Source organism: Actinosynnema sp. CA-299493 (assembly GCF_050946825.1).
Lineage (GTDB): Bacteria > Actinomycetota > Actinomycetes > Mycobacteriales > Pseudonocardiaceae > Actinosynnema.
Genome location: NZ_CP191993.1, coordinates 6751304 through 6769868 on the forward strand (window position 1 = coordinate 6751304; position 18565 = coordinate 6769868).

An 18565-nucleotide genomic window follows, 5' to 3' on the forward strand; every position below is an offset into this window, starting at 1 on the left:
CGACGACGTGCGGGTCACCATCCGGGTCAAGCTCACCCTGCTCTACGGCGGACTCATCCTGGTCAGCGGCGCCCTGCTGCTCACCGCCGTGTACCTGGTCATGGACCAGCGGCTCGAACCGCAGCTGGCGCAAGCGGTCCGGGGCACCCCCGCCGTACCGACCGGGAGTGTCCAGGTCTACTCGCGCGACAGCGACCAGGTCGTCGAGGTGGCCAGCACGACCGCCCTCGACACGCTGGTCGTCGTCTCGGCCCTGTGCCTGCTCGGCATCGCCGCGCTGTCGCTGCTGGGCGGCTGGTGGCTGTCCGCCCGCGTGCTCCGCCCGCTGCACACCATCACCGCCACCGCCCGGCGGCTCTCGGCCGGCACCCTGCACGAACGGCTCTCCCTCGGCGGACCGCGCGACGAGCTGATCGAGCTCGCCGACACCATCGACGGGATGCTCAACCGCCTCGAATCCGCTTTCCGGAGCCAGCGCCGCTTCGTCGCCCACGCCTCCCACGAGCTGCGCACCCCGCTCGCGCTGCAACGCGCGGCGCTCCAGATCGGCCTCGACGACAACGCGGACCCCGACGTGGTCAGGACCCGGGACCACCTGCTGACCGCCAACCGCCGCATCGAGCGCATCATCGACGGCCTGCTGCTCCTGGCGCGCAGCGACCGCGGCTTGGAGCACCGGGAACCGGTGGACCTGCGCGATGTCGTCACCGAGGTCGTCGACCAGCACCGCGACCTCGCCGCGGAACACCGGGTCGGACTCGACGTCGAGGCGGCGGACGCCACCGTGCTGGGCGACCGCGTCCTGCTCGTCCAGCTCACCGCCAACCTGGTGGCCAACGCCATCCGCCACAACGCGCCCGGCGGCACCGCCTGGATCCGCACCGACGGGCACGGCCGGCTCAGCGTGGCCAACACCGGCCGCCACGTCCCCGAGGACCAGCTCCCCCGGCTGTTCGAACCGTTCCACACCACCGGCTCCGGCGCCGGTCTCGGCCTGTCCATCGTGGACTCGATCGCGCGGGCGCACGACGGTGCGGTCACCGCCACGCCCCGTCCCGACGGCGGCTTGGAAGTCGAGGTCGTGCTACCGACCGGTCCTTGACCGGGGCGCGGCGACCGGCACGAGCGGCAGCAGGTCGGGCCCACCACCGCCGATGATCACGTCCTCGCGCTCCACGGGGTGGGTTTCCTCCCGGGTGGTGCCGTCCTCGGCCGCGCCGGGCTCGGCCGCGACGCACCCGGCGAGCTCCACCTGGCAGCCGACGAACGGGCCGTCCGCGCTCCGCCACCGAAGGTCTGCCTCACACCGGTGGTGAGGCCGTCGTACCCGTCCCCGTACCCGCGCCCCGGGAAGACCGGCCGCCCGAGGCGGAAACCGCCTGGAAACACCGCCCTCGGTAGACCTGCTCCCGACGGATCGCTCATCGAGGAGGAACGACGTGGGTACACGCCTGGGAGCACTGGCGCTGCTGTTCGCCGTGCTGGTGGTCGGTTGCGGCGACACGACCGGGAGCGGCGGCGGGAACGCCGCGACCGACGAGAAGACCAAGGCGTTGAAGTACGCGCAGTGCATGCGCGACAACGGTGTCGACATGCCCGACCCGACGTTCGGGGAGGACGGGTCCGTCCGAGACGGCGTGATGGCCCTGGGCAAGGACGACGACCCGACCGCGTTCACCAAGGCGCAGGAGGCGTGCAAGGAGTTCCAGTCCTCCGACCGCTTCGACCCGAACGACCCGGAGGTCGTGGAGGAACGGCTGGAGTTCGCCCGGTGCATGCGCGAGCACGGCGTGGACATGCCCGACCCCCAGGCCGGGAAGGGCATGGCGATCGACGAGGGCGGTGTGGACGACAAGACGCTCCAGGACGCCCTGACGGCGTGCGGCAAGGCCGGTTCCGTTCCCGCCGCACCCGCGGAAGGCGGCCGGTGAAGCGGCTCACGGTGGTGGCCGCGGCGGCAGTCCTGGTCGCCGGCGCGGGCGGGGTGGCCACGGTCGCGGTCACCGGGCAGGAACGGGTCGCGGAGGTCGTGCCGGACCCGCCCGGCGGGACGGCCACCGCGGACCAGGGTGACCTGGTGCAGCAGGAGCAGGTCAACGGCACGCTCGGCTACGCGGGCTCCCACCAGGTGACCGCGCGGGCCGGCGGGGTGCTCACCTGGCTGCCCGCACCGGGCTCGGTCGTGCGGCACGACGAGCGGGTGTTCGCGGTGGACGACCGGCCCGTCCCGCTGTGGCGCGGCGACAAGCCGCTGTGGCGGCGGGTCGAAGCCGGTGTGGGCAAGGGCTCGGACGTGACGCTGGTCGAGCAGAACCTCAAAGACCTGGGCCTGTTCCCCGGCACGCCCGACGACGCGTTCACCTGGACCACGGCGGCGGCGCTGCGCGAGTGGCAGCGGGCGAAGGGCCTGGAGCGCACCGGCGCGCTCGACGTGGGCGACGTGGTGGTGCTGCCCGGCGAGATCCGGGTCACCGAGGTGACCTCAGTGCTCGGCGCGGGCGCGGGTGGCCCGGTGCTGCGGGCCAGCGGCACCGGGCGGCTGGTGACGGTGGAGATGCCGGTCGCCAAGCAGACCATCGCCCGCCAGGACGCGGAGGTGGAGGTCCGGCTGCCCGGAGGCGCCCGGACGAAGGGCACGGTCGTCTCGGTGGGGACGGTCGCGAGGAACCGCGACGACGGCACGGCGGTGATCGACGTGCTGGTCACCCTGGTCGACCCGGCGGCGGCGGGCGGTCTGGACGGCGCTCCGGCCACCGTGCACTTCACCACCGAACGGCGCGAAGGCGTGATCACCGTCCCGGTCAACGCGCTGCTGGCGCTGCCCGGCGGCGGCTACGGCGTCGAGGTCGTGCGCCCTGGCGGGGTGGACCTCACCCCGGTGGAGCTGGGCCTGTTCGGCAACGGGCGGGTCGAGGTCACCGGCGTGGCCGAGGGCGCGGAGGTCAGGGTGGCCACGTCGTGACCCCGCCGGTGATCGAACTGGACCGGGTCGGCCGGACCTATCCCGGCCACGTGCACGCACTGCGGAGCGTGTCGCTGCGTGTGCACGCGGGTGAACTGCTGGCGGTGGTCGGCCCCTCGGGCTCCGGCAAGTCCACGATGCTCCAGCTCATGGGCACCCTCGACCGGCCGACCGAGGGCGTGGTGCGGCTGCTCGGCCACGACGTGGCGCGGCTGGACGACCGGCGGCTCGCGGCCGTGCGGGCGAAGCGGATCGGGTTCGTGTTCCAGCAGTTCCTGCTGACCGCCCACCTCACCGCGGCCCAGAACGTCGCCACCGGCCTGCTCTACCACGGCGTGGGCCACGCCGAGCAGGTGCGGCGGTCGACCGAGGCGCTGGAACGGGTCGGTCTGGGCCACCGCACCGCGCACCGGCCCGCGCAGCTCTCCGGCGGGGAGAAGCAGCGGGTCGCCATCGCCCGCGCGCTGGTCTCCGGCCCGGCGGTCGTGCTCGCCGACGAGCCGACCGGCGCGCTGGACTCGGCCACCGGCGCGGGCGTGCTCGACCTGCTCCGGCAGCTCAACGACGCGGGCACCACGATCGTCGTGATCACCCACGACCTCGGCATCGCGGCCTCGCTGCCGCGCCGGGTCGAGCTGCTCGACGGCCGGGTCCGCCACGACAGCGCGTCGGCGTCGCGGTGAGCGCCCCGCTCCCCCACCCGGCCCGCGTCCGGTTCCCCCAGCTGATCCGGGTGGGCCTGGTGGGCGTGGCCGGCCGGCCGGGCAGGGCCGCGCTGTCGGCGCTGGGCATCGCGATCGGTGTGGCCGCGCTCGTGGCCCTGCTCGGCATCGGCGCGGCCGGACAGGCGGAACTGGCCGCGAAGCTCGACGCGCTGGGCACGAACCTGCTCCGCGTGAGCGCGGGCAAGACGTTCACCGGCGAGACGAGCCGGTTGCCCCGCGAGGCCGTCGCGATGGTCGCCAGGGTGCCCGGCGTGCACCGGGCCGGCGGCACGGGCGAGGTGCGCGGCGCCACCGTGCACCGCACCGACCTGACCGACCCGCGGTCCACCGGCGCCATCCAGGTGCTCGCGGCGCGACCGGACCTGCTGGACGTGGTGGGCGCGCAGGTGCGCACCGGCACGTGGCTCAACACCGCCACCGGCCGGTACCCGAGCGTGGTCCTGGGCTCGGCCGCGGCCGAGCACCTGGGCGTGGACGCGTCCGGCACGCAGGTGTGGCTGGGTGGCCGCTGGTTCACCGTGCTCGGCGTGCTGGCCCCCGTGGAGCTTGCGTCCGAGCTGGACCGGGCCGCCCTGGTCGGCTGGGTGGCCGCCGAAGCGCTGCTCGGCTTCGACGGCCACCCCACCACCGTCTACGAGCGCTCCGACGACGACGCCGTGCAGCGGATCGCCGAGGTGCTGCCGGGCACGGTCAACCCGCAGCACCCGAACGAGGTCGAGGTCAGCCGCCCGTCCGACGCCCTGCGGGCGAAGATGGCCGCGCAGAACACCTTCGCCACCGCCTACCTGGGCCTGGGCGCGGTCGCGCTGGTGGTCGGCGGCATCGGCGTGGCCAACACGATGGTGGTGTCCGTGGTCGAGCGCCGAGCCGAGATCGGCCTCCGCAGGGCCCTGGGCGCGGGCAGGAGGCAGATCAGGACCCAGTTCCTCACCGAGGCGGTGCTGCTGTCCGTGCTGGGCGGCCTCACCGGCGTCCTGCTCGGCCTGGCGACCGCCGCCGGGTGGGCCCTGCACAGCGGCTGGCCGATCACCGTCCCGGCGGTGGCGGTGGCGGTGGGTGTCGGCTCGTCTGTCCTGATCGGCTCCGTCGCCGGCTGGTTCCCCGCGGCCCGCGCCGCTCGGCTGTCGCCCAGCGAGGCGCTGAACACCGCCTGAGTGAACGGGATGGGCACCGCGTGCCCGGCGACCGCGATCGAGCGGTCGCCGGGCACGTCCACGTGGTCGTCACGGCTCCTCGCGCCCCGGCTCGGCTACCGCTGGTAGGGCAAATCCTCCAGGACGTTCCCGGCGGCGTCGAACGTCACCACGCGCTCGGTGACCGGCCCCCGCTCGCGCGGCGCGGTGAGGTCGGGGTCCGCGATCACGAGGGTGCCGCCGGCGAGCACGGCGGGCAGTTCGCGGCCGGTCGCGCGACGCAGGACGACGGCGGCGACCCGCGGCTCCACCAGGCCGACCAGGGCCACCCGGTCGCTCCGGTCGTCCACGAACCCGTGGTACAGCCTGGTCAGCGCGACGGTCTCACCGGTGACGGCGAAGTCGCGCACCGGACCGCGCGCCGGGCCGAAGTCGGCCACGTGGGGAAGCTGACCGGTCAGGTGCGAAAGCAGCAGGTCGCCGTACCGGCCCAGTTGGACGGACTCGGTCTCGTCGAGCACCGCGTGCGCGCCGGGCTGCCAGCACGACGGGTCGACCACCGGCCGCACGGCGGCCTGTTCCAGCGCGTGCGCGAGGCGACGCCCGGCAGGTGACCGGCGATCGGCCGCCGGCGCGGGCCGATCCACCACACCCCCGGCACGCGGCGGCACGGCGACCGGTGTGGCCTCGCCGTCGACGCGCAGCACGACGCCCCCGTCGTCGGCGGTGAAGGCGTTGGGCACGACGAACACCCCGTCCACCACGACCGCGGACTCCTCGGCCCACCCACCGACCACCCTTTCCACGGCCACACGGGTGGTCCCCGGTGGCACGACACCGGCGAGCGTGCCCGAGCCGGTGTGCAACACCAGCTCGGGCGGCGCGAAGGGCACCGGGGGCGACAACGTCGTGGTGGTCGGTGTCAGTTCGGCGAACAGCGGACCGTCCGGAGTGGAGAAGACGACCACGCGGACGCCGGTGTGCCGCGCCGTGAGCACGGGCCGCCAGGTGCGTGCGGGTGGGTGCGCGGCGGTCGCCACCCGCGCGCAGCGGGCCACGTCGTCGTCATCGGCCCACCCCCGGTGCACTCGGTAGCGGTTGTCGGTGGTCAGCGCGCCGCGATCCGGCATCGCCGCGAGGTCGTCCAGGTGTCGCCGCAGTCGCGGCCAACTGGGGAAACCGTGGTGGCGGGCCACCACGAGCTGCGCGGAAGCCAACGTGAACGAGTCCGCCGCGATCTCGGGGGCGTGCTCGGCGACGAGGGCCAGCGCACGCGGTTCGGTGGCGCGGACCTGCCGCAGCAAGTCCTTGGCGCGCTTGCGGATCTGCTCGACGTCAGGGCGCTCGGGCAGGGGGATGACGGGCATTCCAGCCTCCTGGGCACCTGCGGTCCGCTGCTCAGGGCACTGAGGAGGGTGGCTTCGGAGGACGTGCGCGAAAGCCGGAGGTGGGCTCAGCCCTTCCCGCGGACCCGGGGGCGCTCCCCGGCGCCGACCACCACCGTACACGACGGAGCGCTTCGCACCCGGGATCCACCGCGACAGCGGGAACTCCCAGCCACTGCGAGGTCGACCGCCGGCGGCGGGGAGTGGAGGCAACCTCGTGGTCGCGAAGCCGGGCACGTCCCCGCGAGGGTTGGAGGACCGCCCGTGAGCGCGGCACCAAGCTCAAGTTCGGTGGCTCGTCACACCTCATCACCACCGGGCCGCGCTCAGGCGAGGCCACGGCGCTGATCCCGCCCACCGCTTGGAGCACCACCTCGAAACCTGGCAGCCATCGGCCAGGTGGAAGTGGCTTACGACTCCCCGGCGCGACCCCGCCTCGGCACGCCCAAGACGAGGACCGCGGCGAAGGCGCCGCACATCACCACCTGGTAGCCGAACGAGATCGGCTCGCTGGACGCGAGGTAGAGCGCGTCCGCGAACCCGACCGCCCACCACCCCGCCAACGTGCTCAGCGCGAAGCCGTGCCAGAGCAGGAACACCGCGCAGAAGACCAGGACGGCCACGCCCGGGGCGGCCCGGCGCCGCACCCGGCGCACCATCGGCACGAGCGCGGCCAGGTTGACCGGCAGGCCCAGCACGACCAGCACACCCAGAGCGGCCAGGTCGAACCTGGTGACCTCACCGGGCGGACCGCCGAACAGGAGCAGGGCGGACGCCGCCTGGACGCCGGTCACGACGACCGCGAGCCGGCTCGCCCAACTGCCTCGGGACTTCTCCATCGGACTCCACTCCGGTGCTCACGGGACGACGACCGGGCCGGCGGCGCCCGTGGTGGCGGACAGCAGCGCCCGCCACCACGGGTAATCATGCCTGGTCAGCAGTAGCCGACCTCGGTCTGCCCGACCGGGCCGTGCTCACCGCGCCGCTTGAACTCGCGCTGCTTACAGGCGGCTGCATCGTCACCTCGACGAACCGGAACCGGCCCTTCAGCTCCTCGATCGGGTCGGGGCCGGCGGACCGCTGGCGGCCATCACCTTGACGAACGGCAGCAGGGCATTCACCAGGCCGTTGGAGCGGCGGCACGGCCCGCCGGCCCTCGACAACGCCGGCAGTAGCACCGCCCGGTTCCTGATCCACAACCACGACCGCGACGGAAGTCCTCCCACCCTGTTCGACGAGTCGTGCTCAGCTCAGACCTGTGCGACGGGCTTCCACCGCACCGGTCGATCGACAGCTGATGAGCAGGTTGCCGGTCACCTCACTCCCCCGGTCCGCGTGGTCATCGTGAACGGAGCCCATGCGTGGGGCGATCCGTGCTGCTTCATGGTGTGCAGCGTGGCGATCCGGTGGGACTCGGCGAGGTCGTCGACGGATCCTGGCTCGTGGTGCTCGTGGAAGGCGTGCAGCCACGTCAACGCGGCTTCCTGGTCGACGTTCCACAGTGGGCTGATGAGGGTGTGTCCGCCGCTGAACAGGTGCCCGCGTTCCAGCCCGCTGCGAAGTCCTCCCGGTCCGATGTGGGTGCGGCCGGTCGCGCAGGCGATCGTCACCAGGACCGCGGGTGCGGGGTCCAAGGCCGCGAGTCGGGACCAGTCGATCAGGAAGTCGCCGAGGTCGGGGTCGAGTTCCACCAGCAGCTTCTTCGGGGGCAGCAGGCCGTGGGCGGCCACGCAGAAGCCGGGGCCGTTCGGGCCCTGGTACCCGTGGCAGAGGAAGTAGACCTCGTCGGCGGTCGCGCAGGCCGTCAGGACGGTGTCCGCGATCGCGTCGGTGTTCGTGATCGGCGCCTCGCCGCCTCCGGTGAGTTCGACGGCTGCGGCCGTCAACCCTTCCACGAACCAGGGCGCGTCGAGGTCGTTGGGCACGGCGATTACCTTCGTGCGCGTGGTCGTGCGGACGGGTACGGGTGTGAGGTAGGTGTGCAGGTTGGGGGAGAGCACGACCGGTCGCTCCGCCACCAGTGGCTGATCAGGCCACCCGGCCGCGTGCAACGGCGTGGTGGCCAGCCGCCTGCCGGGCAGGAGCACCAGCGGCAACCCCGGTGACAGGTGGGGGCGCAGGCCACGAGCGATCCGACCCGCCAGGTCCCACCACACCGTCACCTGGGCATCGGTGCGGTGCGGCGCGACGGGATTCGCGGAGTCGTAGGCGGCGACCTGGGCGACCGCGGTGGCGACCTCTTCGGAAGTGGCCGCCACGGTGACGACCGCGGGTTCACGGACCTCGTCGCCCGGGATCACGACGAGCCGCAGGACGCTGACCCCGTCGAGCACGGCTACCACGTCCTGGCCCCGCACCTGCGGCAGGAGATCCGCGGCCGACCCGGTCACCAGGTCCCTGCTGTTGGCGACCTCGTGCACCGCGAGCAGGTCCACCGCGGAGCCACCGGTCTCGGCTGCCACCGCGAGGGCGTGATCGATGGCGTCGCGCTGTTTGCTCAGCCACCCACGAGCGAAGCGGGCATCGACGCCCGCCGGGACGGACTCGTTCAGCGACTCGACCACACGGCGCAGGAACGGCCATGGGTCGCCGCCCTCGGCGGCGACCACGCGCGCCCACAGCGCCGCGGCACCCGCGTCCATTCGGTCGACTTCCAGGAAGTCGCCCAACCACCGTTCGAGGGCGCCGCGGGCGCCGGTCACGTCTCCTGACCCCAACGCCCGGTCGACCAGCGAGCCGACCATGCTCAGCCGCTCACCGGGATCGAGCCGGTGCGGTTCGAGCTGGTCGAGTTCCCGCGCGCACTGCGCGGCGAACGCGGCGAACTCCTTCGGGGGGTCGGCTATGCGGATGACTTGAGCCGCCACGCTCGGTTCCTCCAGCGGCAGGCTGATGCCACTGCACAACCCCCACGCAGCCGCCAAGCCGGGCAGGCCTTCCAGCGCTCGATCGAGTTCGTGCAGCACCACGGCGCGGAGCACGAGAAGACGGACTCGACCGGGATCCGCTATCTCGTGCAGCAACGCGCGGTCGAGGGCGTCCAACGCCGGCTCCCACTCACCGATGTCCAAGTGCATCAGCGCCCTCGTCTGCAAGACCTCGGGGTCGTCACCCAGCCCTTCGAACAGGCCGAAGGCCTCTCCGTAGCGACGCAGGGCACGCAGCGCCGAGGCGCTTCGCCTGCGGATTTGCTCCGATCGAACGTCGGCATCAGGCAGCGGAGCGCTCGCGAGCTCCGCCTTCGCGTACTCGTCGAGCGCCACAGCAGGTGAGTTGCGCGAGCGGATGAGGCCGGTCGCGAAGTGCAGCTCCGCTCGAACCAGGGTGGGCAGGTCGGCGACGTCCACCTCCAGCGCCTCCCACCAGCCGAGCAGCCGCAACGCGGCGTCGGACCAACCGGATCGGTCGAGGGCAGCGCCGCAGTACGTCACGAACACGGCGACTTCGGACGGCCCGGTCTCGGCGGCGAGGGCATCGGCGTAGCGCAGGACCAGTTCCACCGGTTGTCCGGCGTCCACCCACTGGCCGAACGTCTCCGCCAAGAAGGAGATCCACTCGTCGGTCGGCGCGTCCTCCTCCACCATCCAGGCGATCAGGTCGTGCATGCCCTCTTCAGGAGTGGAATCGGTTTCCACACCGACGAACGTGCGCGCTCTCGCCTGGGATAGCTTCACGCTGAGCAAACTTCTCCAGCCCGCTCGCTCGAAGAGTCCTCCGAATCGATTCCCCAACTCTTCGAGTTGTCCCTTCCCGCGGGAGTCGAGTGCATCGACGGCCGCCTTGAACAGCGTGTCGAAGCCGGTGCTGAACTGCAGGGCCTCGGCGTCGAGGAAGAAGGCGTCATCGAAGTCCTGGAGACCGAGTTCGCGCTGCGCCCACATGTAGACCAGCAGCCCCGCCCAATCCCCGGCTCTCGGGTTGGGGATCCCGGCCAGCGCGTGGGCCACTGCGCACACGTACTCCATGTGCCAGTTGAAGTACTCACCTTCGCATCCTCGCGCCAGTGCTGACAGCACATGGGGGAACAGCGCCTGAACGGGCACGGCGGAACGGAGCCGGTCCGCGAGCCGAGGCAGCGTGGAACTCCTGGCCACCTCAGTGGCGTGCGCGACGATCACGGCCACCACGACGTCCGCAACCGCCTCGGCCGACCCCTCGTCCCGGATGAAACCCATCCGCATCCCCAGGAGGGCTGCCCGGGAAACCTCCAGTGGAGCCCAGTCGTCCGCATACGCGCCACGAATGTGCACATCGGCGTCGCCTAGCAGCCGTTGCAGGACATAGGCGCGGAACATGTCCGCTTGGGGTGTCACGCCCGGCGTCGCTCCGGATTCGGCGTCCGGATCCAGGACCACTGGAACCTCGCCGAGCCCGTGCACGCTGATACGCGCATCGACCGTCGTCACGTGGCCGCAGAAATGCCGCACCTTGTTCAGGGTGTCGAATGCCAGCGCGTCGAGGTGGTCGGTGTCGACGGCGTAGTCGATCAGGGTCACCGGCTCGGGCAGCAGCATCGGGACCCCGCAGTTCTCGCAGGTCCGCGCCACTCGATCACTGCTCGCGGAACTGGTCAACTCCTGCACGGCCGTGGTCTCCTCGGTCGATCTCACTCCGTCGGAACGGCCTGGCCGTCCACCAGTCGGATCCAGGCCCTGGTGCTGGTCTCCTTCACCTCCACCGGCGTGGGGCGGAAAGCGTCCAGGTCGATGCCGGGGTCCTGGCGCACGACGGATTCGCGGATCTCCTCCGACACCACGAGCACGACGGTCCCCGTGGACTTCTTGAGGGCGTCCTTCACCGCGGGCGCGTCGAGCATCCGGTGAGCGAGGATCATGGTCTGCCCGACGTAGCCCGTGCCGTCGCGGCGGAGCTCGCCCGCGTCAACCGCCATGCGCAGTCGGAACCGAGCCTCCGGCGCGTGGACCGCGTTGTGCCGGCGAACCGCGGCGGCGATCCGAACCGGCAGGACGTCCACGAGCACGATCTTGGGCACCTCGGGCGGGAAGACCAGCAGCAGACCGTCGCCCGTGTCGCCGACCTCCGCCGAGTCCCACGGCACACCGGACTCGGCACACGCGGTCGTCATGACGCCGCGGAGCCCGTCTCGCGCGGCCATGCGGTGTTGCGTGGTCCGATCCGGATCGCCGTAACCCTCGATGTCCACCACCACGATCGAGCGGTGCAGGGACGTACGCGCTTCCGCACGGGTCTGGGGGTGATCAGTGGAATGAGGGACTTGACCGAGGGCCGCCTTGACCAGCGCCGAGAGCTCGGCCGGTGCGCGGTAGCCCGTCCTCCTGCGCACGATGATCCTCTCGGTGCCGTCGGGGTCGCGTTCGAAGGTGGTGACCTCCTCGTGCTGCTGCCGCCTTCGCAGGCTGATCGTGGAAATGATGGTGGTGGCGAGCGCCGCCATCATGATGATGTCGCTGAGCCCGAGCACGAGCTGTTTGCGCCCGGCACCCTCCAGGGACTCCTCGACCAGTTCGGCGGTCTCGCCTTCGGCGGCCAGGCTCAGGGCGATGAGCGCGAGCGTGTGCAACTCGTCGAGGTGGCCCATCGGCTCGCTCAGCAAGCTGGAGTCCGGCACCTCTTCGGGTTTGATCGCCAAGGCACTGCCGAGTAACAGCACCGCCTCGAACGCGATCTCCTGCCCGGTGTCGTCGATGCGGTCCTGCAGGTTTTCAGTCACTGAATCTCCTCGGCGGGCGGCGTCACTCGGGTGCTTGTGGTCAAAAGGCCGGTACGAGAGCCCAGGCGGCAAGGCATCGCGGTCAGGGTCGGACGCAACCTGGTCACCGATCCGGGACGAGTTAAGCGCGCCACCCCGCGGCCCACTTGAGTGCCCGGGAAGTGGAGTTGTACGACGCGCCGAGCAGGATCAGGACGATCAGCACCCACGGCAGCGGCTTGAACACGAACCAGTTCCACGACCACGTCGGACCGACGTAGCTGGACTGCGTGTCGGGCCATGACGGTTCTACCAGGGCCTGCGCGAGGAACAGCAGGACGAAGCCCTCGACCAGCACGACGCTGCGCGCAAGGGTCAGCAGGAACACACCGCGCGGCATCTCACGAGGTTCCTCTTTGCGGACCTCGGCGGTCGTGAAGCGCAGACGGGCCAATGTGAGCACCACCAGCAGCACGACCGTCAGCCCCGCGACGGCCACGCGGAACCCACCCGGATCTCCGGGTTCGATCCACGAGTCGGGCATCAGCACAGCCACCACGTCGCGAGTCGCGCCGAGAGCCGTCGACTGCTTGGTAGCCAGTAGGAAACCCGCCAGCGCGAACCCGCCCAGGCTCACCAGTAGGCCGGCGAGCCGCGCGGTGATCCCGCCACTACCTCCTCCGGAGGGACCCCGCGCCCTTTGGGGACGGTGACGGTCCAACTCCGGGTCGTCCTCACGCTCGTCCCGGTGCGACGAGTCCGGGCCGTAGTCCGGCTGCGCCGGGCGCCACCCCGTGTCGAACGATGTCGGACCGTCCCAGATCGAGCCCGGGTTCTGCTGCGTGTAGTCGCTGGTGCCGTGCTGCGGTCCGTTGCCGTAGAGATCGTCGTCAGACATGGCAGGAGTGTCCGTCTTGGCGGCCGGATGATCTCCGCAGAAGCACGGTCTGCCGAGAACCGCCGGTCAGCTGCCGAAGCCGGGCCGAAGGACACAGCGGCGCCTGAGGGACGCCGGACGCCGTCTCAGGGCCGGAGTCGCAACGTCAGCCCTCAGCACGCCACACCTCTCAACCCTGCAACTTCGTCATGATCGAGTCGACTTGAGCGGTCCGGTTCTGCGCCGTGTAGAGATCGAGCGCTCGCCGCCACTGCACTCTGGCCGCAACAAGGTCCACGACAGCGCAAGCATCTCCTGGTCTGGCTATGGCATCGGCTTCCCCCTTGCGCGCGCATCGACTCCACGCCGAAGCTCCGGGCTTCGGCGTAGTTCCCCATCCCCCGCGCCCGCGGTCGTGAGGCCGAGCGCTGTTCTCAGCGGGTTCCGATCCGCCCCGGCGGTCACGTCCCGGTAACCAGCTGTGCCGTCGAACCGCGACGCATGCCCCGACGGCCCCGCTCAACGTCCGACCACACGGCGACGGCGTGTCGATGTCAAGACCGAAGGTGGATGTCGCCGTCCTGCATCACGAAGTCGACCTGTCCCATCATGCTCATCGTGGTCAGTGGGTTGCCGGGCACGGCGATCAGGTCGGCGACGCAGCCGGGTCGCAGGCGGCCGAGTTCCGGTCGCTTCAGCAGGTCGGCCGCGACGCTGGTGGCGGCGCGCAGCACACGTGCGGGTTGGATGCCGGCCTCCGCCATGTCCACGAATTCCCGCCAGTTGTCCGCGTAGGGGACGGTGCTGGCGTCGGTGCCGAAGGCCAGGGTGACGTCGCTGTCAGCGAGCAGTCGGCTTGACGTGCGGATGCGGTCGGCGTGCGCCCGGAACTTCTCCCGCACCACGGGGAGTTTGCTCGACCAGAACTCGTCGTCGTCCAGTCTGCCGAGGAAGTGGGCCATCGAGTGCAGGGTCGGCACCAGGGGAACACCGTTCTCGGCCAGCAGCTCGAAGGTCTCCTTGCCCGCCATGTTGGCGTGCTCGACCGAGTCCACTCCCGCGCGTACGGCGCGCCGCACGGCTTCGTCGTTGAAGGCGTGCACCGCGCAGGGCAGTCCGAGGTCGTGCGCCGCGCCGACCAGCGCGTCCATCTCGCGTTGGGAGTAGGTCACCGTCGCAGGGTCGTCCGCCGGGGAGGAGAAGCCGCCGCTGGCGGCGAACTTGATCCAGTCCGCGCCGGCCCGCGCCTGTTCCCGCACCAGGCGCAGCACCTCCTCGACGCCGTCACCCAGGGTGCCGACCTGGAGGTTGTACCTGGTGGCGAGGGCGGGTTCCTTCTCCCCGTGGCCACCGCGCGCGGACAGCATGTTCGGCGCGACGACGAGGCGCGGGCCGACGACGACACCCTCGGCTTGGGCGCGGCGCAGGTCGATGCCGCCGGGGTAGTCGGCGCTCCCCAGATCGCGGACCGTGGTGAACCCGTTGTCCAGCAGTGTGCGCATCGCCGGCAAGGCCCACAGGATCTGGAGGCCGGTGGGGTCGGTCACCCGGGCCTCGTCGAGCACGTGCACGTGGCAGTCGATGAGGCCGGGCAGCAGCGTGTGACCGGGCAGCACCACAGTGGTGCCGGCCCACGCCGTGTCCACGTCCCGGCCGACCGCCTCGACGCGCCCCTGACGCACCAGGACCCGCGCGTGGCCGTCGGAGCGCAAGTGCTCGCCGTCCCACAACCTGTCGGCGAGGACCACGACGTCGTCGCGCGTCGGGTCGTCGGAGGTCAGCGACGTGCTCACCGGGTTTCGTCCTTGTCGCCGTCGGACAGGACCAGCGGACGGTAGTGTTCATCGGCCCACAGATCGCCGGGTCCCGGGTTGTCCGGGGTGGTGTCGCCGCCCAGGCAGCGCAGCACGCCCCAGGCGGCGTTGAGGCCGGACGCCATGGCGTGGTCGAGCCACCCCGGCGACCACGCGACGTCGTCACCGGCCAGGAACAGCGGTGAGGCGGGCTCACCCGGCACTGCCGGCGAGCCGGTGAAGTCCTTGAGGAAGTGCGCGAACAGGTCCCACTGGTAGGTGTACTCGCCGGGGCGGGCGAACCGGCAGTAGCCGCGGAAGTTCCGCTCGTTCTCCCACGAGATCGTGCACGCCTCGGCGGTGCTCGCCTGCCTTCGCAATTCGTCGGCCAGGTCCGGGTGGATGTCGGCCAGCTCGCGGACCAGGGCCCGCACCCGCTCCTGCACCGAGGACGCCGCCAGTTTCATCGAGTCCTGCGCCCAGGTGAAGCTCAGCACCAGCACGCCCCGCCGGCCACCGGGTTGCCGCGGTTCGCCGTAGTCGAACGTGTAGGTCGCCCTGGGCAGCCGGTCGGTGATGGTGACGCCGTCCATGCCGGTGCCCTCCCAGAACGGCGTCGGGGTGACGAGGACGGTTTTGGCCGACTGCCAGTAGCTGAGCCGGCGGATCGCCTGCCGCAGGCGTGGACCGAACGGAGGGCTGCCGTCCAGGGAGCGGACTTCGACACCGCTCTCCAGGATGTGCAACTGCGGTGTGAACACGGCGGCGGGATACCACTGGCTCGTGCCGTCCTCGCAGTGCACGACCACGCCCTGCGCGTGGTCCGCGCCGACCTCCAGCGCGGTCACCGCCGGCCGGGGCGCACCGCGGTTCACCTCCGCCAGACTGGTCGCGGTGCCGTCCGGGCCCGTCGTCCTCCGGTTCCAGAAGGCGTCCGCCAGCGCGCTGATCCCCTCTTCCAACAGGTACATCGTCGAGCCCTCGGTCGTCAGCAGCATCCGGAGCGTCTCCAGGAACGACAGGTCGTAGAACGCGTCCCACACCGTGGTCGCCACGCCCGCGGTCCCCACCAGGTGGGCGTCCGAGCGGCTCAGGCCGACTCCTCCTGGATCGCGCAGGAACCGGTAGAAGCTCCACTCCTCGAAGCGGTGCACGAGGTCGGTCCACATCCGCCTCGCGCGCGGGAGGTCGCGCGCGGCCAGTGCCGCCTGCAGTTCGAACACGCCTATGCGGTGCAGCGCCGACTCCCACTTCCGGTGGGCTTCGCCGAACCGGGCGTGCTCGGGGTACAGGTCGGTGATGGTGCTCACGGAGTAGCTCGTCCCGTCGAGGTCGAGCACGGTTCGAGGCGTGACGTCGGCGGCGTACTCGTCGCGGAAGGGTTTCCACCGCAGGTCGAACGCGTCCGTGTAGTGGCGCAGCAGCCGCGCCGAGTCGGGGAACCGCATGCACCCCAACTCGACCACGGCGCTGTCCGCCGCCGCGAGCCGCCGCGAGAACATGCGACCGCCGAGCCTGCGACCACCGGGGCCGTCCAGCTCGGTCTCCGCCTCGTAGAGGATCGGCCGGCAGCCGATCCGCAGCAGTTCGTAGGCGGCGGTCAAACCGCTGCCACCGGCGCCCACCACGGCCACCGGCGAACCCAGCGCGTGCTCGGGCAGCCGGCCGATCCGCCGCCCGTCCGAGACGTAACCGGTGTAGTCGAACGGGAAGTCGACCTGCAAGTCGGTGGCACGCGGTTCGGTCACCCTCTGTTCCTCCCTCGAAGCCGCAGCCGTGGCCGCGCAGCCAGAACCGCCACCGTGCGCGATCCGCTTCGACGGGATTGTGCTCCGGTATCCGCGAGAGTGGTCCGCCACAGGACTTTCAGCGACCGGCCGGCCGTGCGGACGAACACCGGAGCTGCTGCGGATCAGCGGCTCACACGGCTGCCCCGGATGGGGGGCGGCGTGGCCCTTCCGACACAAATTAGCAGCGACTCGGGCGTTCGTCCAGCGTCGGGGGGCGAGTGCGAGCCGGTATCCCCCTTATGTCGCAACACTTCCACGACAGTGGGACTACTATCGTCCACATCGGACAATTGCCTTGCTCGCGCGGTCGATTCCATCAGCGAACGACAGCCGTGCGCCGTCGATGGCCTAGGGCAGAAGTTGCATACCTGTTGGCACATCGGCGTTCTATCCTGGTCGCAGTGCGTTGCCCCGGTTCGCCGTCGGATGCGCGGCCAGGAGGGATACCATGGCGGAGGCCACCGAGATCATCCACAACTACCAGGCGCTCCTGCCGGTCGCACATCAGGTCCGGAGCAATGAACTGCTCGCCGCCGCGCGCCAGGGGCGGGTCCACCCGCAGCACCTCCAGCGGTTCGCGATCGGCGAGTTCCTCACCCAACAGGCCGAGATCCCCCGTTACGGCGTGCTGATCGACCGGTTCCGCCACGAGGTCCCGGCCGGGTTCTTCGCCCACGTGGCGACCCTGTTCATCTCCCAGAGGCGACTACTGGCCGATGCCGTGATCCCCGCGGTCGGCCTGGACGCCGACGAACTGCGCCACGCGGATCTGCCGCAGGCCGTCACCCAGCTCAACCAGGCGGTGTCGTGGGTGGCCTCCCACGCGGGTCCGGCCGAAGCGGCGATGGAGGTGCACACCGACTTCCAGCTGTTCTGCCCGGTCGCGGCCGAACTCGTGAGCGCGCTGCGCGAGCTCGACAACGTTCCCGATCCGGTGGTCGCGTACCTGGAGAACTACTCCGCCGAACCCTCCGAGATGCGGCAACGACTGCCCGAGGTGGTCGAGCACGGCCTCTCCCGGGGCGAGCCCGAGCGGTGGGTCACCCGCAGCGCCGAGGAGATCCCCGACCTGCTGACCGACTACTGGCACTACATCGCGACCGGTTGACCGCGGCTCGGGGAGGATTCCGTTGAGGCTGACGATGGGTGTGGAGGAGGAGTTCCTCCTCACCGACGCGGAAACGCGGCACGCGGTGTGGCGGTCGGGTGAGGTCATCCACTCCACCTCGCCGCGGGTCGGCGAAGGGATCGTCCCGGAACTGGCCCTGACCCAGGTCGAGACCGTGAGCAAGGTGTGCACCAGCCTGCCCGAGCTCCGCTCGGAACTGCTGGGGTTGCGCCGCGCCGCGGCCCACGCCGCCGAAGCGGCCGGATCCCGCCTGATTGCCAGTGGCACCGTCGTCCTGGGCCATCCCGGTCCACCGCCGGTCCTCGACCAGCCGCGGTACCACCGGATCGTGGAGCGCTTCGGCCCGGTGGTGGACCAGCAGTGCGTCTGCTCGTGCCACGTGCACATCGGCGTCGACGACCCCGAAGAGGCGGTGCAGACGGTCAACCACCTGCGCCCGTGGCTCCCGGCGCTGCTCGCCCTGTCCGGCAACTCGCCGTACTGGGAAGGACGCGACACCGGCTACCACAGCTGGCGGACCCAGTTGTGGGGGCGCTGGCCGACGGCAGGGCCGCCGCCGTACCTGGCCGACGCGGACGAGTACGGACGAGTGGTCACGGATCTCCTGGACAGCGGCGCCATCCTCGACAACGCCATGCTCTACTGGTACGCGCGTCCGTCACACCACCAGCCGACGGTCGAGGTGCGGGTGGCCGACGTGCCGCAGACCGTGGACGACACCGTCCTGATCGCGGCGTTGACCAAGGCACTGGTCGCCACCGCCCTGGGCGACATCCGTGCGGGGCGCGAGGCGCCACGCGTCGGCGATCAGGCATTGCGCGCCGAGTGCTGGCGCGCCGCCCGCTACGGTCTCCGCGACGACGGAGGTCCTCCACCGGCCGGCGGTGAGCGCGCGCGGCCCGTGGCGGGTGTGCCGGAACTGATCGCCCACGTCCGCCCGGTGCTGGACGCCGCCGGTGAAACCGGTCCTGTGCTCGACGCGCTGGGCTCGTTGCGCGTCGGCGGTTCGGGCGCCCACCGGCAGCGACTGGCCCACCAGCGACGAGGTCGGCTGGAGGACGTCGTGGACATGTTGGCCGAACGCACGACGGCGGGGTGAG

General features: G+C 71.4%; 15 protein-coding genes. 7 read left to right on the forward strand and 8 right to left on the reverse strand.

The window, feature by feature from the left end; all coding sequences use genetic code 11:
* The first annotated feature begins 7 nt into the window (after positions 1-7).
* Positions 8-1102, forward strand: a complete 1095-nt coding sequence (locus ACQPYE_RS28205; RefSeq protein ID WP_498715668.1) for a sensor histidine kinase — start codon at positions 8-10, stop codon at positions 1100-1102.
* Here the strand turns inward: ACQPYE_RS28205 and ACQPYE_RS28210 are convergent.
* A complete protein-coding gene (locus tag ACQPYE_RS28210) occupies positions 1085-1252 on the reverse strand; it encodes a hypothetical protein (RefSeq protein ID WP_498715669.1) in 168 nt (55 codons plus the stop codon). The genes ACQPYE_RS28205 and ACQPYE_RS28210 overlap by 18 nt on opposite strands.
* A 187-nt stretch (positions 1253-1439) precedes the next feature.
* Here ACQPYE_RS28210 and ACQPYE_RS28215 point away from each other — a divergent pair, with 187 nt between their 5' ends.
* Genes ACQPYE_RS28215 through ACQPYE_RS28230 form a run of 4 tightly spaced genes read left to right on the forward strand, consistent with a single transcriptional unit; the run spans position 1440 to position 4841 of the window.
* Entirely contained in the window at positions 1440-1931 is a 492-nt protein-coding gene (locus ACQPYE_RS28215) for a hypothetical protein (RefSeq protein ID WP_498715670.1), read from the forward strand.
* Entirely contained in the window at positions 1928-2962 is a 1035-nt protein-coding gene (locus tag ACQPYE_RS28220) for a peptidoglycan-binding protein (protein WP_498715671.1), read from the forward strand. The genes ACQPYE_RS28215 and ACQPYE_RS28220 overlap by 4 nt, the downstream gene beginning before the upstream one ends.
* On the forward strand, positions 2959-3645 hold the full coding sequence (locus ACQPYE_RS28225) for an ABC transporter ATP-binding protein (protein ID WP_498715672.1): 687 nt from the start codon (positions 2959-2961) through the stop codon (positions 3643-3645). The genes ACQPYE_RS28220 and ACQPYE_RS28225 overlap by 4 nt, the downstream gene beginning before the upstream one ends.
* Complete coding sequence (locus ACQPYE_RS28230; RefSeq protein ID WP_498715673.1) at positions 3642-4841, forward strand: ABC transporter permease; 1200 nt, start codon at positions 3642-3644, stop codon at positions 4839-4841. Before ACQPYE_RS28225 ends, ACQPYE_RS28230 begins: the two co-directional genes overlap by 4 nt.
* Positions 4842-4936: 95 nt before the next feature.
* Here ACQPYE_RS28230 and ACQPYE_RS28235 read toward each other — a convergent pair whose 3' ends face one another.
* From ACQPYE_RS28235 to ACQPYE_RS28265, 7 genes are all read right to left on the reverse strand, one after another.
* Positions 4937-6187, reverse strand: a complete 1251-nt coding sequence (locus ACQPYE_RS28235) for a hypothetical protein (RefSeq protein ID WP_498715675.1) — start codon at positions 6185-6187, stop codon at positions 4937-4939.
* A 428-nt stretch (positions 6188-6615) separates the two neighbouring features.
* Positions 6616-7044 (reverse strand): hypothetical protein, encoded by a 429-nt coding sequence (locus ACQPYE_RS28240; protein WP_498715676.1) that lies wholly within the window; start codon positions 7042-7044, stop codon positions 6616-6618.
* A gap of 474 nt (positions 7045-7518) precedes the next feature.
* Positions 7519-10788, reverse strand: coding sequence for a CHAT domain-containing protein (locus ACQPYE_RS28245; protein ID WP_498715678.1), 3270 nt, complete (start codon positions 10786-10788; stop codon positions 7519-7521).
* A 23-nt stretch (positions 10789-10811) separates the two neighbouring features.
* Positions 10812-11897, reverse strand: coding sequence for a hypothetical protein (locus ACQPYE_RS28250; RefSeq protein ID WP_498715679.1), 1086 nt, complete (start codon positions 11895-11897; stop codon positions 10812-10814).
* Between the two features lie 121 nt (positions 11898-12018).
* Positions 12019-12774 (reverse strand): hypothetical protein, encoded by a 756-nt coding sequence (locus tag ACQPYE_RS28255; protein WP_498715681.1) that lies wholly within the window; start codon positions 12772-12774, stop codon positions 12019-12021.
* Positions 12775-13307: 533 nt separating this feature from the next.
* A complete protein-coding gene (locus tag ACQPYE_RS28260) occupies positions 13308-14546 on the reverse strand; it encodes a metal-dependent hydrolase family protein (protein ID WP_498715683.1) in 1239 nt (412 codons plus the stop codon).
* Positions 14543-16294 (reverse strand): flavin monoamine oxidase family protein, encoded by a 1752-nt coding sequence (locus ACQPYE_RS28265; RefSeq protein WP_498715685.1) that lies wholly within the window; start codon positions 16292-16294, stop codon positions 14543-14545. Before ACQPYE_RS28265 ends, ACQPYE_RS28260 begins: the two co-directional genes overlap by 4 nt.
* Before the next feature lie 490 nt (positions 16295-16784).
* Between ACQPYE_RS28265 and ACQPYE_RS28270 the strand changes: the two genes are divergently transcribed.
* Both ACQPYE_RS28270 and ACQPYE_RS28275 read left to right on the forward strand, forming a co-directional pair.
* On the forward strand, positions 16785-17444 hold the full coding sequence (locus ACQPYE_RS28270) for a hypothetical protein (RefSeq protein ID WP_498715686.1): 660 nt from the start codon (positions 16785-16787) through the stop codon (positions 17442-17444).
* Between the two features lie 22 nt (positions 17445-17466).
* Complete coding sequence (locus tag ACQPYE_RS28275) at positions 17467-18564, forward strand: carboxylate-amine ligase (protein WP_498715687.1); 1098 nt, start codon at positions 17467-17469, stop codon at positions 18562-18564.
* The last annotated feature ends 1 nt before the right edge of the window (position 18565 follow it).

Bases quoted from the DNA above. Each gene is read 5' to 3' on its own strand.
- ACQPYE_RS28235 (WP_498715675.1), bottom strand. From the start codon at position 6,187: ATGCCCGTCATCCCCCTGCCCGAGCGCCCTGACGTCGAGCAGATCCGC.
- ACQPYE_RS28240 (WP_498715676.1), bottom strand. From the start codon at position 7,044: ATGGAGAAGTCCCGAGGCAGTTGGGCGAGCCGGCTCGCGGTCGTCGTG.
- ACQPYE_RS28255 (WP_498715681.1), bottom strand. From the start codon at position 12,774: ATGTCTGACGACGATCTCTACGGCAACGGACCGCAGCACGGCACCAGC.
- ACQPYE_RS28270 (WP_498715686.1), top strand. From the start codon at position 16,785: ATGGCGGAGGCCACCGAGATCATCCACAACTACCAGGCGCTCCTGCCG.